This window comes from Parabacteroides faecis (assembly GCF_014647375.1).
GTDB lineage: Bacteria > Bacteroidota > Bacteroidia > Bacteroidales > Tannerellaceae > Parabacteroides > Parabacteroides faecis.
Genome location: NZ_BMPB01000008.1, coordinates 1 through 12,885, shown reverse-complemented (window position 1 = coordinate 12,885; position 12,885 = coordinate 1). Strand labels below are relative to the sequence as shown.

9 protein-coding genes are annotated in these 12,885 nt (G+C 44.4%); 7 read left to right on the top strand and 2 right to left on the bottom strand.

All coding sequences use genetic code 11. The features are described from left to right. Positions 1 to 13 precede the first annotated feature (13 nt). Together IEY67_RS12315 and IEY67_RS12310 are read left to right on the top strand one after the other, a co-directional pair. Positions 14 to 1,321, top strand: coding sequence for a bifunctional folylpolyglutamate synthase/dihydrofolate synthase (locus tag IEY67_RS12315; RefSeq protein ID WP_122352842.1), 1,308 nt, complete (start codon positions 14 to 16; stop codon positions 1,319 to 1,321). 24 nt (positions 1,322 to 1,345) lie between these two features. Beyond that, positions 1,346 to 2,755, top strand: a complete 1,410-nt coding sequence (locus tag IEY67_RS12310; RefSeq protein WP_122352841.1) for an MFS transporter — start codon at positions 1,346 to 1,348, stop codon at positions 2,753 to 2,755. 84 nt (positions 2,756 to 2,839) lie between these two features. Here the strand turns inward: IEY67_RS12310 and IEY67_RS12305 are convergent, their stop codons facing one another. Then, positions 2,840 to 3,931: an acyltransferase gene (locus IEY67_RS12305; RefSeq protein WP_183671560.1), complete on the bottom strand. Its 1,092-nt coding sequence runs from the start codon at positions 3,929 to 3,931 to the stop codon at positions 2,840 to 2,842. A 249-nt stretch (positions 3,932 to 4,180) separates the two neighbouring features. On the opposite strand from IEY67_RS12305, the gene ispE reads away from it, so the two are divergent. From ispE to IEY67_RS12290, 3 genes are read left to right on the top strand one after another with little or no spacing between them, the layout of a single operon-like run. Beyond that, positions 4,181 to 4,990 (top strand): 4-(cytidine 5'-diphospho)-2-C-methyl-D-erythritol kinase, encoded by an 810-nt coding sequence (ispE, locus tag IEY67_RS12300; RefSeq protein ID WP_183671559.1) that lies wholly within the window; start codon positions 4,181 to 4,183, stop codon positions 4,988 to 4,990. Then, a complete protein-coding gene (locus IEY67_RS12295) occupies positions 4,987 to 5,562 on the top strand; it encodes a class I SAM-dependent methyltransferase (RefSeq protein WP_122373092.1) in 576 nt (191 codons plus the stop codon). Before ispE ends, IEY67_RS12295 begins: the two co-directional genes overlap by 4 nt. 16 nt (positions 5,563 to 5,578) lie before the next feature. Next, the gene (locus tag IEY67_RS12290) at positions 5,579 to 8,071 is read left to right on the top strand and encodes a S9 family peptidase (protein ID WP_183671558.1); all 2,493 of its coding nucleotides are present in this window, start codon (positions 5,579 to 5,581) and stop codon (positions 8,069 to 8,071) included. Between the two features lie 80 nt (positions 8,072 to 8,151). Here the strand turns inward: IEY67_RS12290 and IEY67_RS12285 are convergent, their stop codons facing one another. Further along, positions 8,152 to 9,153, bottom strand: coding sequence for a malate dehydrogenase (locus tag IEY67_RS12285; protein ID WP_122373090.1), 1,002 nt, complete (start codon positions 9,151 to 9,153; stop codon positions 8,152 to 8,154). 182 nt (positions 9,154 to 9,335) lie between these two features. On the opposite strand from IEY67_RS12285, the gene IEY67_RS12280 reads away from it, so the two are divergent. Together IEY67_RS12280 and IEY67_RS12275 are read left to right on the top strand one after the other, a co-directional pair. Next, a complete protein-coding gene (locus IEY67_RS12280) occupies positions 9,336 to 11,150 on the top strand; it encodes a YgiQ family radical SAM protein (protein WP_183671557.1) in 1,815 nt (604 codons plus the stop codon). 75 nt (positions 11,151 to 11,225) lie between these two features. After that, complete coding sequence (locus tag IEY67_RS12275) at positions 11,226 to 12,788, top strand: TlpA family protein disulfide reductase (RefSeq protein ID WP_183671556.1); 1,563 nt, start codon at positions 11,226 to 11,228, stop codon at positions 12,786 to 12,788. The last annotated feature ends 97 nt before the right edge of the window (positions 12,789 to 12,885 follow it).

Genomic DNA, 12,885 nt, shown 5'->3' with positions numbered 1-12,885 from the left:
AAAAACAAACAGCATGACTTACGAAGAAACGCTTCACTATCTATATACAAGCATTCCGGTATTTCAGCACAGCGGGGCATCCGCTTACAAGCCGGGATTAGATACCAGTATCGCACTGGATAATTATCTGGGTAATCCGCATAAAGCCTATAAAACGATCCATGTAGGAGGGACAAACGGAAAAGGTTCCGTCAGCCATTTACTGGCTGCGATCCTTCGTCAGTCCGGATATAAAGTGGGACTTTTCACCTCGCCTCACTTGATTGATTTCCGCGAGCGTATCCGTGTCAATGGTAAAATGATCCCCCAGGAATATGTTATAGACTTTGTTGAACGTCACCGTACCACTTTCGAACCTCTTCATCCCTCCTTCTTTGAGCTCACTTCTACTATGGCTTTCGATTATTTCCGTGCCGAAAAGGTAGACTTTGCCATTATTGAAGTAGGTATGGGCGGACGACTGGACAGTACGAACATTATCACACCGATCCTGAGCATCATTACGAATATCAGCCTCGATCATACGCAGTTCCTGGGTGATACGGTTGAAAAGATCGCATTCGAGAAGGCCGGTATCATCAAACCGAAAGTTCCGGCACTCGTCGGAGAAATATATACCCAAAGTGTCGCACAGGTCTTTGCCGATGCTGCAGACAGGAACGATACGTTGGTTTACTTTGCTTCGCAGGAGGACCTGCTAAACGAATCGTATCTGATGGATACGGGTGAATGGTATTTCGACTCTGTCGAATACGGACAGCTATTCGGCGAGTTGGGCGGAGTTGCCCAGGTCAGAAATGCCAAAACGGTTCTCGCTGCCCTGAATCTGCTTCACAGCCTAGATATCGATATTCCGGATGAAGCCGTTCGTGAAGGTTTCGAGCATGTTGTAGAGTTCACCGGATTAATGGGACGATGGCAGGTTTTACAGGAAAAGCCGAAAGTGATATGCGATACAGGTCACAACACCGGCGGATGGCAATATCTGAATATGCAGCTCAAAGAAGTGATAAAACGTTCCCGTCGTACATATATGATTGTCGGTATGGTAAACGATAAAGATGTCAACGGCGTACTGGAGTTAATGCCTACCGATGCTTTTTACTTTTTCACACAGGCGTCTGTCGAACGGGCAATGTCGTCAACCGATATCGCAGCTTTAGGTATGATGCATGGTTTAAGCGGTGTCACCTGCGATAATGTAGCTGTAGCTGTCGAACGTGCCCTCGCAACTGCCGGGGAAGACGATACGATCTTTATCGGAGGAAGTACTTTTATCGTAGCCGATGCGCTGCCTCTTTTCATGAAAGAAAACAAATAATATAACTTAATTAAAACAAATATCATGATTGAACAAATTCATCAGAAACTGAGCGACTCAAAAGTGGCACGATGGAGCGTGCTGGCACTTGTCGCCTTTACTATGTTATGCGGGTATTTCCTCACCGATGTGATGGCACCGCTTAAACCGATGTTGGAAGAACAACTTTCCTGGAATAGTACCGAATACGGCTTCTTCACAAGTGCCTACGGTTGGTTCAATGTCTTCCTTTTCATGTTGATCATCGGAGGTATCGTACTGGATAAGATGGGTGTCCGTTTTACCGGAGTCGGTGCCTGTATTTTAATGATTATCGGTTGTTCTCTTAAATATTATGCAATATCCGATTTCTTTACCATGGAAGGTGAATTGTTCGGATGGAAAGCCCAGGTTATGGTTGCGGCTCTCGGTTATGCTATCTTCGGTGTTGGTGTTGAAACAGCCGGTATCACCGTTTCCAAGATCATCGTAAGATGGTTCAAAGGGAAAGAAATGGCATTGGCTATGGGGCTTGAAATGGCTACAGCCCGTCTGGGTACGGCACTCGCTCTGTCTATTACTGTTCCGGCAGCGAAGTTTTTCGGTAGCATCTCCGCACCTATCCTGCTTTGCCTCTGTATGTTGTGTATCGGTCTGATCGCATTCCTTGTATTCTGTGTGATGGACCGTAAGCTGGATGCTTCTATGAGTGCCGTCGAACAGGCAGAAGAGGAAGAACCGTTCCGTCTGAAAGATATCGGTCTGATCATTTCCAGCAAAGGTTTCTGGTTGATCGCCCTGTTGTGCGTATTGTTCTATTCTGCCGTATTCCCGTTCCTGAAATACGCAACCGACCTGATGGTCAACAAATACAATGTAAGCCCCGACCTGGCTGGTAACATTCCGGCCATCCTGCCTTTCGGTACAATCCTGCTGACACCGTTCTTCGGAAACCTGTACGACCGTAAAGGAAAAGGAGCTACTATCATGATCTACGGTGCATTGATGCTGATCGGCGTACACCTGCTATTCACATTGCCGATCCTCAACGAATGGTGGTTTGCTACCATTGTCATGGTCGTATTAGGTATCGCTTTCTCCCTGGTTCCGTCAGCCATGTGGCCTTCCGTTCCGAAGATCATCCCGGAAAAACAGCTGGGTACAGCTTATGCCCTGATCTTTTGGGTTCAGAATATCGGATTAAGTATGGTTCCACTATTGATCGGATGGGTACTGGATACCTACTGCAAGATCGACAACGGTACCGGAAAACCGGCCTACGATTATACGCTGCCGATGGCAATCTTTACCTGTTTCGGTGTGTTGGCATTGATCATCGCTTTACTGTTGAAGCGTGAAGATAAGATCAAACATTACGGTCTGGAACAGCCCAATATCCAGAGCGATGCCGATAAAGCACGTATCCTTGCAGAAGAAACGATTGCAGAGCCTTAATGAACTAAGGTAAACATAAAAAGTCCCGGTATTTTCTTCGAGTAAAATACCGGGACTTTTTTTATACTAAACACTTACATTCTTTTAATCTCCGATTATCCATTTACTACCGGGTAAAAGCGAGAGAATCTTTGTCGTAACATAACAGCTGGCGAAGGTACTCACAGCAATGCAGGGTATGGCGGCAACAGTCGGTAATGCCAGTGTTTGCTTGAACACTGTTACCCATAATCCGAGCCAGAATATATGCATCAGGTACATACCATAACTGAGTTTCGACATTTCTGTTATCAGCTTTGGAGCCTTCGGACGGTCTATACATGTAAACATAAGGAACGTGCCCGCAGTAAGAATCACACAGTTGATCGTACAGAAAGCCCACCCTATTTCTATTACGGGAGTAGTATGAAGTTCTCCGGGTATAGCCTGGATATAGAACGAATAGATGGTCAGTGCAGCCCCTACGACCATCAGGACGAATCCTATGGCAAGACGTTTGGTGCGATCCCAGGTAAGATGAACACGTATGTAATGTGCCAAAACAAGATACCCCAGATAACCGGAGAAATACCACAACATATGGTATTCATTCCAGAAACACTGTCCCCACACTTCACCACACCAGCGGTTGAGATATGGCATACATGTCGTCAACAGGAACAGCCCGATAAAGAAACGTTCTTCCTTCGCCGTGGCTTTACTCAGCCAGGGTGATATGATAGGTATAAAGAGGTAAAGACTGATCAGGGGATACATAAACCATAAGTGCCCGGCCAACGTAGGGAAATTTAGCAATATTCGCGATAAGTCCTTTATGGATGTTTCTCCATCTATCTGTCCCCACAACATAGGCAAAGTGCTGTATAATATCATGAATATGAAAAACGGCGGCAGGATCCGGATACAACGCTGGCGGTAAAACTGCCACATGGTCTGTCCCTCCTTCATCGGTGCAAGAAGAAAGGCGGAGACAATCATAAACAGGGGAACTGCCATACGTGAGAAACCGTCATACACCGCCACCCACAGCCGGTCTGCCTCATTGGCTAAAAAAGATTGCGGCCCCGCCATATCTGTGGACCCGGGAGCGCCATAAAAATTTTCACTGGCGTGAACAACCATAACAAGGAAGCAGGCAAACACGCGTACATAGTCTAAAAAAACGATTCGTTTCATTTTCTTGAATTTTCGATTGGAATTAAATTAACACGCGGCGAAGATAATCAATATTTCCGTAAAATCAGTCTTTCCTCATTCTTCAAAAGTAACCTTACAATACCTAATCATTTCAACCGGATATTACAGATCTATGAAAAAGTTTTGAACTACAATATATAAAGTAATAATTTACCACGATATACAGCTTGCTTATAAAGATTATTTTGTTTACGTTTGTCTACAAAACATAATTAAAAAAATCTATCTATGATTTGTTTTCCTAATGCCAAAATAAACCTGGGTCTGAATGTCGTCAGCAAGCGACCGGACGGTTATCATAATATTGAAACTGTATTCTATCCAATACCCGTGAAAGACGCGCTTGAAATAGTAAATGCAGAAAAGCTCTCTTTCACCCAAACCGGCATACAAGTAGATGCCCCTATCGAAAAGAATCTGGTGATAAAAGCACTTAATCTGCTTAAAACATACTACGAGGTACCACCTTTGGAGATTCATTTACTGAAAGCGATCCCTTTTGGTGCCGGATTAGGCGGCGGATCAGCTGATGCAGCTTTCATGCTGAAATTACTGAACGATTTTTGTAAATTGAACATACAAAACGATGAATTGGAAAAGATAGCGGCAACTATCGGTGCCGACTGTCCTTTCTTTATCCGCAATATACCCGTCTTTGCTACTGGGACAGGGAATATTTTTGAACCGGTTGAACTGTCACTGAAAGGTTATCACCTCTGCCTGATAAAACCTGACGTAGCGGTCTCCACTCCTGAAGCCTATTCGTTGGTGACACCGGCTGCACCTGTCCTGTCGTTAAAAGAGGTTGTCAACAGACCCGTTTCCGAATGGAAAAAGTTAATGATAAATGACTTTGAGCAAAGCGTATTCACCAAACATCCGGTCATCGGGCAGATCAAAGAGGCACTTTACAAGGCTGGTGCCGTTTATGCCTCTATGTCCGGTTCCGGTTCCTCCGTTTTCGGATTGTTTGAAGCTCCGACACAGTTAAAAAATCAATTTAGCGATAGCTTTGTCTGGGAGGGACAATTACCATGACTGTTATAGCCGATTTCTTCGATGCTTTGGCCGACCGCTGGGACGAACTTTGTTTCCATGCACCGGAAAAGATCAATTATATACTGGAACAGACCACTCTGCATAAAGGACTTCGTATACTCGATGTAGGATGCGGAACGGGCATACTGGAACAGTATCTGCTGACCTATGCCCCTGTTCACATCACAGGTATCGACCTGTCTCCCCGAATGATCGAAGAGGCACGCAGGAAATATGCCACACCGATCGTGGATTTTCGTTGTATGGATATTATGGACCTGAAAGATGAAAAATTCGATTATATCATAGCATATAGCGTATTTCCCCATTTCGAATATCCGGATCAGGTGATCGATCATCTGGCAAACCTGCTTGTGCCGGGAGGCGAACTTGTGATCTGTCACAGTGAGGGAAGGGAAAATATAAACGGTCATCATAACAAACAAGCCAACAGGATATCGTTCGGACTACCTCCCGCCCGGGAAGTTGCCGCCCTGATGGAACCTTATTTCCATATCGATGCGATGGAAGACAGCGACCAGCTTTATATGGTCAGCGGAATCCGAAACTAATAAATACAAATATAACATGAATAAATGTACCAGCTTATTATCTGTATTACTTGTATCTGCTTTTACCTTACAGGCGGCAGAGGATGTAAAAGTAATGCAATTCCTGCATGCCGGTCCTGTTCCGGTGAACAAACCGATCATGGCAGACAGCCTGAATGTCAATGGAAAACCCTTTGAAATCAAGAATCTGTTGAACTCAACTGTTCCCTTCGACCGGGCATTGGCAAATGCAACTGTTCTGAATGCCGATACCGCCGGAATGATCAGTTTCGATGCACCTCCAAAAGGATATGCCTTGCATTTCTTTTCTTTTTACCTGAACAGCGACCAGTATACCAAAGGGACATTGGAAGTTTCCGGTCCGGGATCATTCGACGTGTATGTAAACAACAAGAAAGTAAATGCAACCTCCGAACTGGAGATGGAACCGCATCGGTATGAAGTAGTAGTAAAATACCTGACTGCCGACAACGATACCTGTCCTCCAACGTTGAAAGCAGTTTATAAAAGTGACAAGAAAGCAAAAGTTGTTGCTTCACTGAATCCTGAGAAACGGTATACTTCCCGCGACATACTGGAAGGGACAAACTTCCGCGGAGCCAGTGTCTCCCCCAACGGTAAATATGTGTTGGTAAAATACTATACGCGCCTGGAAGGAGGGAAAAGTGAATCGTATGCACAGTTACGCGATGCCGCCAGCGGACGTATTTTGTTACAGGATAAAGGTTTTATCATGAATGCAAGCTGGATGCCCACCAGCAGCAAGATGTATTTTACACGTACCGGGTTCAATGGGAAAGAGTTGGTAACGGTCGATCCGGCAACGATGCAGGAAGAAGTGCTGGCAATGAATCTGCCGGAAGGAAGTTTCAACTTCACTCCCGATGAAAAAACACTCCTTTTCACCGTACAGGAAGAAGGCCCGAAGGATGGTCCCGATATGCTCCGTATTCTGGAACCGAATGACCGCCTGCCGGGATTCCGTAACCGTTATTTTATCTGGCGATATGATCTGCAATCGGGATTATATGAACAACTGACTTTCGGCCATAACAGTACATATATTAATGACGTTAGTCCGGACAGCCGTTACATGTTGTTCAGTACCAGTGAGCAAGATTATACCTCTCTGCCTCATTCACGCAACTCATTATATAAACTCGATTTGCAGACGATGGCAGTCGATACGCTTTGGGAACATGCCAAATATGTAAACGGCGGAACCTTCTCTCCCGATGGAAAAACATTACTGGTCAGCGGCTCGGGTGATGCTTTCGGCGGAATAGGCCTGAACATCAAAGAAGGGCAGATGTCCAACACATATGACGGCCAGTTATTCCTATACGATCCGGTTACACGGAAAGCGACTGCATTGACTAAAGACTTCAATCCGAATGTCACAGGTGCCCTTTGGAATAAATATGATGGCCTGATCTACATGATGACAGAAGATCAGGATTACCAACGTATCTATACCTGTAACCCGGCAAACGGAAAGATCAAACAGATCAATACATCCGAAGATGTAGTTTATAACTATTCTCTGGCAGAAACCGCTCCTGTGATGTATTATTACGGACAGAGCGTTTCTAATGCAAACCGTTTGTATGCTTATGACCTGAAAAACGGGAAAAGCCGGTTGATATATGACCTGTCGGCCGAAAAACTACGGGATGTGAAACTTGGAGAGGTACATGACTGGAACTTCACGGCTGAAGACGGAACGACCATACAGGGGCGTTACTACCTGCCACCTAACTTCGATCCGGATAAAAAATATCCGATGATCGTCTATTATTACGGAGGAACTTCACCGACGAACCGTGCGTTGGAGTTCAGCTATTCCATGCACATGTATGCCGCTCTGGGATATGTTGTCTATACCCTTAATCCTAGTGGTACGACCGGATTCGGACAAGAGTTCGCCGCCCGTCATGTGAATGCATGGGGAGAACCGACTGCCGACGAAATCATCCGTGGTACGGAACTGTTCTGTAAAGAACACCCTTTCGTAAACCCGAAGAAGATCGGTTGTGCAGGTGCCAGCTACGGTGGTTTCATGACTCAATATCTTCAAACACGCACAGATCTGTTTGCAGCCGCAGTCAGCCATGCAGGTATCAGCGCCCTGAGTAGTTATTGGGGAGAAGGATATTGGGGTTATGGTTATTGTTCGGTAGCCAATACGGGTACTTACCCATGGAACAATCCGGAATTCTTTACCAAACACAGTCCGTTATTCAATGCCGATAAGATCAAGACACCGTTATTATTATTGCATGGAAATGCCGATACAAATGTTCCGATCGGAGAAAGTATCCAAATGTTCCTTGCCTTGAAACTGCTTGGCAGAACAGTGGAGTTCGTTCAGGTAGATGGCGAGAACCACGGAGTGGCTGATTATAAGAAACGTCTGGAATGGCAAAATACAATCTTTGCCTGGTTTGCCAAATGGTTGAAAGACGAACCGGAATGGTGGGATGCGATGTATCCGGAAAGAACTTTATAAACATTTTCCATTATATAAAGAAAGGGAGTGCCGATGACCGGTCACTCCCTTCTTCGCATATATATCATTAAAGAAACAGCTTATTTCATGTGGGGATTCAATGTATGCCACAAATGAATTTCCGGAATAATCCCCATGCCGATTACTTCGTCACGCAGTTTACTCAAGTGTACGTAACTTTCTGTCAGTTCGGCATTTTCTTTAGCCGTTCCCTCTACCTCTTTATAGAAGATACCGTCTTTGGTAATTTCAGTTTCCATAGCCATCATGATATGGTCGAATTTACCGGTATGAACATAAGTGCCGGCAGGCCAGCGGAATGCTTCACCTCCCATAGCTGCACGGATCATTTCGATAGACAGATAAGACGGACTCTGGAAAGAAGAGCGGCCGCGAAGTTCGATGATACGTTTTCCACCTTGTATTACTTTAACTTTCAGATCTTCCCATTGTTCGTCCGTCAGTTCCGGTGTACCGATCAGATCCAGTAACGGTTTTCCGTCTACCGTGGCAGTAGAAGCAAAAACAGCCATCTGCTCGCCATGTCCTCCATATGTACGACAACCTTTTACCAGGTTCTGACGGATACCGAAATGCTGTGCTAATGCTGTTTGCAGTCGTGTACTGTCCAATGCAGCCAATGTACTCACCTGTGATGGTTTCAGTCCGGAATATAACAGCGTGATCAATCCGGTAATATCGGCCGGGTTAAAGATCACTACTACATGTTTTACATCGGGACAATAAGAACGAATATCTTTTCCGAACTGGGCAGCGATCTCGGCATTCCCTTTCAGCAAGTCTTCACGGGTCATACCTGCTTTACGGGCTGCACCACCGGATGAAACGACATACTTAGCGCCTCTTAATGCTTCGCTGATATCAGACGTATAAGTAATATTGGCATATTCAAATCCGGACTGGAACATTTCTTCGGCAACACCTTCCAAAGCCGGAGCAAAAGGATCATAAAGACAAATATTAGAGGTTAACCCCATCATTAAAGCTGTCTGGGCCATGTTAGAACCGATCATACCTGCTGCACCTACGATAGTGAGCTTTTCGTCTGTTAATGCTTTCATACTGTATTACTTTTTAATAATTATGTTTGCTAAGAGAACACATATCTTATTGATAATGTTTGCTGTTTCGCTTGTATTTTTCTTTTCGGTTACAAAGGTAAAGCATCCTTTTTTAATACGCCAATCATTAAATTCTATCCCCTATAAGCTGAAGTTATAGCTCAAATTCCTACCTTTGCAGCATGAAAACATTCAGACCGGAAGCATGGTTGCCCACCACTAAGAAGGAAGTCGAAGCACGTGGATGGGATTATATAGATGTAATTCTTTTTAGCGGGGATGCCTATGTGGATCATCCTTCGTTTGGTGCTGCCGTTATCGGACGTACTCTGGAAGCTATGGGACTCCGGGTGGCTATCGTTCCACAACCGGACTGGCGAGGGGATTATCGTGATTTTAAGAAGCTGGGAATTCCCCGGCTCTTCTTCGGTGTTTCACCGGGAGCGATGGATTCAATGATCAACCATTACACAGCCAATAAACGTTTACGCAGCGACGATGCCTATACGCCGGACCGCCGTGCCGGTATGCGCCCCGATTATCCCAGTATTGTCTATACTAAAATCTTAAAGGAACTCTATCCGGATGTACCTGTCGTACTCGGCGGAATAGAGGCTTCTTTACGCCGGTTGACTCATTACGATTATTGGCAGGATAAACTACGTCCGGGTATTTTAGTCGACAGCCCTGCCGATCTCCTTATTTATGGTATGGGGGAATTACCCCTCAAAGAATTAATTACGCAGCTGCAGGCAGGAAAACCTTTTCATGAATTAAAAGACATTCGCCAGACAGCTTATTTGGCTGATAAGGTGGAGAAAAGCACCGATGACATCGTACTCTTTTCGCATGAAGAATGTTTGCGGGATAAATTGAAACAGGCTAAAAACTTCCGCCATATCGAAGAAGAGTCAAACAAATATAATGCGTCACGTATCCTTCAGCAGGTTGGAAAACAAACTATCGTAGTCAATCCGCCTTTCCCTCCCATGACGGAAGCAGAGGTAGATGCTTCGTTTGATCTGCCCTATACAAGATTACCCCATCCGAAGTACAAAGGGAAAGTGATACCGGCATTCGAAATGATCAGGTTCTCTGTCAATCTGCACCGGGGATGTTTCGGAGGATGTTCATTTTGTACAATTTCTGCACATCAGGGAAAGTTTATAGCTTCCCGCAGTAAAGAATCTATCCTGAAAGAGGTGAAGGCTATTACGGAAATGCCCGATTTCAAAGGAAATCTCAGCGACCTGGGAGGTCCTTCGGCCAATATGTATAAGATGAGAGGCAAAGATCAGAGTATCTGCGCCAAATGTAAAAAACCTTCCTGTATCTCTCCTGTCGTTTGCAGGAATCTGAATGCAGATCATACGCCGTTACTCGATATTTACAAAGCAGTAGACAGTATGCCCGGCATCAAAAGATCGTTTATCGGTAGTGGTGTGCGTTACGATCTGCTTCTGCACCGCTATGACGATGAAATCGTGAATAAGTCGGCACAAAGTTATACAGAAGAGTTGATTGCCCGACATGTGTCCGGTCGTTTAAAGGTTGCTCCCGAACATACAGAAGATAATGTTCTGAAAATGATGCGTAAACCTTCCTTCGATCAATTCGGGCAATTCAAGAAGATATTCGACCGTGTCAATAAACAATACGGACTAAACCAACAGTTAATTCCTTATTTCATTTCCAGTCATCCGGGATGTACGGAAGAAGATATGGCAAAACTGGCTATCGAAACCAAAAAACTACATTTCCAATTGGAGCAGGTACAGGACTTCACTCCTACACCAATGACACTGGCTACTGAAATGTATTACACAGGTTACCACCCTTATACATTGGAAAAAGTTTATACAGCCCGTACAAAAGAACAAAAACTGGCACAGCGCCAATTCTTCTTCTGGTATAAACCTGAATTTCGCCGGCAAATCACACAGGCATTGCAGAAAATAGGTAAAAAAGACCTGCTCAATAAATTATTCGGGCGTTAAGCGATAATATTCCGGTCACCCTGCTTGTTTATTACGAAATATTCGTAATATTGCATTTACTTAATTCATACAAACATGGTAAAAGCACTTTTTGCAGGTATATCGCTCATCTTTGCGGTATCCGCACAAGCACAAAACGAGTTTACAATAAAAGGGACAGTAACCGGACTAAAAGACAGTACCGTGATAATGCTCTTTCGAAGTGACGGACAGGTCATGAGTTCGATCGCTCAGGACACTGTATTTAATGAATCTTTCTGTTTTAGGGAGAAAACAGCGGAAGATAAACCGGAAGCAGTAATGCTTATGGCAAGAGATAAAGATTTCTCTAATACCTGGCTGGATGTATGGGTGGCTCCGAATGCTGTCTGTACTGTAAGCGGCAATAATAAACTGCTACGCACCTGGGATGTATCCAGTAATATCAAGGAACAACAAATACTGAACCGATATAAGCAGGCGACATTCGACGAAACCAACCTGGACCAGGAATTATCCATTGAAAGAATGAAGAAAATTTCTCTTCTACGATCCGGAAATCTTTCTGCGGAAGACAGTGACAAACTGAAAAAAGAAATGGCCGAAGTAGAAAAAAAACAGGATTCAGTAAGACACATTATCTCTAAAAAAGAGATTGGTATTATGCAGCAAACTCCTGTAGAAACGATTTGGATGGATAAATTACGGGGATTAAGTATGGAAATGAAATATATGAAAGATTTTCCGTACAAAAAAGAAGTATTCGCCCTGTATGAAAAACTCTCCAATGACGAGAAACAATCAGCAGTAGGCAAAGAGATTTCCGTCTATTTATATCCGCCTGTTACAGTCAAAACCGGCGATGAAATGGCCGATGCTGACCTGTATGATTTGGAAGGAAATGTACATCATCTTGCGGATTACAAAGGGAAATACCTCCTGATCGATTTCTGGAGCCGCGGTTGCGGTCCTTGTATGATGGCTTTACCGGAAATGAAAGAGATATCCGAAACCATGAAAGACAAAGTAACCGTTATCAGCCTGAGCACAGACACTGAAAAAGGTTGGAAAGAAATTTCCAAAACAAAAGATATGTCGTGGGTAAACCTGAATGATTTCGGAGGTATGAGCGGACTGGCAGCTAAATATGACGTCAGAGGAATACCTCATTATGTTATTATCTCACCCGAAGGGATCATCCTGCATTCCTGGAGCGGATATAGCAAGGGTCTGCTCAAACGTAAGCTCAACAAATGGGTAAACAAGGCTAATCGCGTCATGTCAGTAAAAAAGGAAGGGAATACGACGATCATTGAATTTCCTATTGAAAAATCCAGTAATACCGAAACGGTAGAGATCAATAAAATAGAACTGACCGGCACTGAAACAGTCTTTCACATGAAGGCGTTCAATGCTCCGGGATATTGGGTCAGCATCAGCAAAGATACTTATCTGAAAACCGAGAACGGTACACACTTCACACTTAAATCGGCAGACGGTATTACACCGGACGAACGTTTTACCATGCCTGAATCAGGAGAACAGGCCTTTAAACTCTATTTTCCGCCCCTTCCTGCAGGTACAAAAACAGTCGATTTCATCGAAAGTGATTGCGATTCCTGCTTCAAGATTTTAGGCTTACCGTTGACAAATGAATAAGGAAACATGGCGTCCTGGGAAAGAATCACGAGGGCGGGGGGCGTAAAATAAACTGTGTCATGCGCTGTTTTTCTTTCAAGCTCATCGGTCGGGGATC

Coding starts and splice junctions, on each gene's coding strand:
- IEY67_RS12315 (WP_122352842.1), top strand. CDS start 14: ATGACTTACGAAGAAACGCTTCACTATCTATATACAAGCATTCCGGTA.
- IEY67_RS12310 (WP_122352841.1), top strand. CDS start 1,346: ATGATTGAACAAATTCATCAGAAACTGAGCGACTCAAAAGTGGCACGA.
- IEY67_RS12305 (WP_183671560.1), bottom strand. CDS start 3,931: ATGAAACGAATCGTTTTTTTAGACTATGTACGCGTGTTTGCCTGCTTC.
- ispE (WP_183671559.1), top strand. CDS start 4,181: ATGATTTGTTTTCCTAATGCCAAAATAAACCTGGGTCTGAATGTCGTC.
- IEY67_RS12295 (WP_122373092.1), top strand. CDS start 4,987: ATGACTGTTATAGCCGATTTCTTCGATGCTTTGGCCGACCGCTGGGAC.
- IEY67_RS12290 (WP_183671558.1), top strand. CDS start 5,579: ATGAATAAATGTACCAGCTTATTATCTGTATTACTTGTATCTGCTTTT.
- IEY67_RS12285 (WP_122373090.1), bottom strand. CDS start 9,153: ATGAAAGCATTAACAGACGAAAAGCTCACTATCGTAGGTGCAGCAGGT.
- IEY67_RS12280 (WP_183671557.1), top strand. CDS start 9,336: ATGAAAACATTCAGACCGGAAGCATGGTTGCCCACCACTAAGAAGGAA.
- IEY67_RS12275 (WP_183671556.1), top strand. CDS start 11,226: ATGGTAAAAGCACTTTTTGCAGGTATATCGCTCATCTTTGCGGTATCC.